This is a genomic window from Streptomyces sp. NPDC031274 (genome assembly GCF_055570235.1).
Genome location: NZ_JBVIHP010000252.1, coordinates 1 through 1,354 on the forward strand (window position 1 = coordinate 1; position 1,354 = coordinate 1,354).

3 protein-coding genes are annotated in these 1,354 nt (G+C 67.9%); all 3 read left to right on the top strand.

What is annotated here, in order from left to right; translation table 11 throughout:
- The first annotated feature begins 361 nt into the window (after nucleotides 1-361).
- Nucleotides 362-631 carry a hypothetical protein gene (locus ACZ5CR_RS45420; protein ID WP_468869606.1) on the top strand — a complete coding sequence of 90 codons (270 nt, stop codon included), beginning with the start codon at nucleotides 362-364 and terminating at the stop codon, nucleotides 629-631.
- Nucleotides 632-678: 47 nt separating this feature from the next.
- Complete coding sequence (locus tag ACZ5CR_RS45425; RefSeq protein ID WP_468869609.1) at nucleotides 679-1,020, top strand: ANTAR domain-containing protein; 342 nt, start codon at nucleotides 679-681, stop codon at nucleotides 1,018-1,020.
- Between the two features lie 46 nt (nucleotides 1,021-1,066).
- Nucleotides 1,067-1,354, top strand: a 288-nt coding sequence (locus ACZ5CR_RS45430) for a PRC-barrel domain-containing protein (protein ID WP_468869613.1), incomplete at its 3' end; no start/stop codon positions are given.

Sequence of the window (1,354 nt, forward strand, 5' to 3'; positions counted from 1 at the left end):
GGGCATGTGCGGCGAGGCGGGCAGTGGTTGGGATGCCCGCGTGGGGCGCATCGAGCCTTTGCCGTGGTCGCTGTGGGGGCGGCGAGGATGAAGGCGGCGACGCTGGTGATGCGGCGGGCCGCCTGTGATGCGCGAGTGGCGCCCCTGAGGGGCGCGGCAACCAATCGATACTGCCGGGGGCCGGGGCGGCACGACGCACGCTAATCGCCGCCTCATTCCCTGGCTAGGTGTCAAGTGGCCATCTGAGCAAGGCGATATGCGTCGGCATCGAAACGTATCCACAGCCTCTTGACAGGACTAAGCTCCGCAGCGAGGCCCCGGACCCCGGCAGCGATGATCCGTTCCGCCCGGGAGGCCCGCCGTGATCGTCTTGTTCGTCATCCTTGTCGTGGCCCTGCTCGGCTTCGGATTCCTGAACCCCATGTGGTGGGCGGCCGCAGCCGTGCTGATTTTCGGAGCTGTCCACTACGGCCGGGGTGGCTGGGGCAGCCGGGGCCAGGGCGGCAGTTTCGAGTACCGCGACTACCGGGACTACCGGGACCGTCAGGACCGTTGGGACCGCCGCTACCGACGCCAGCGCAGAGGGCACTGGAACCGACAGGACCGCCGGGACGAACAGCACCACCGGTAACCGACTCAGGCATCCGATACCCGAGCGTTCGGGGTGAGGCAGGTTTCATGGGCCAGACAGTCAGAATCCAGGCGGAAGAGGTGGCCTGGGAAGACTCGGCCCTGGAGCCAGTCGTCGTCGAACTGCGCGCCGCCAACGATCAGTTGCAGCGGGCGCTGGTCAGCCGGGCGGTGATCGACCAGGCGATCGGCATGGTGATGGTCCTGGCTCCGTGTTCGAGCGGGACGGCCAGGGGCCTGCTGGTGGACGTATCGCAGCACAGCAACGTCAAACTCCGCGAGGTGGCCACAGCCTTGGTCGCCACTGCAGACGGCGAAGCGTTCCCCGCGCCACTGCACAAGGAGTTGCGCCGTGCACTGCGGCGACTTCATGCGGAGAACCGGCGGTGACATCCTGCACCAGCCACCAAGGCAACCGCCCAGAGAGGGCAAGTCCATGATCCAGTCAGCCGATGTCCGCGAGTGGCGCGACCGGGACGTCCTCGACATCGAGGGCCACAAGATCGGCGTACTCGAAGCGGTGTACGTCGACACCACCACCGACGAGCCGGCCATGGCGACGGTGCGCACCGGGATGCCGACCCGCCACCGGCTGCTCTTCGTCCACCTGGACGAGGCGATCGCCGGACCTGGCTACCTCAAAGTCCGCTACGCCAAGTCACTGGTGCGCAGGGCCCCTTCGATCGGCACGGACGGCGTGCTGCCGGCCGAGCAGGAGGCGGCG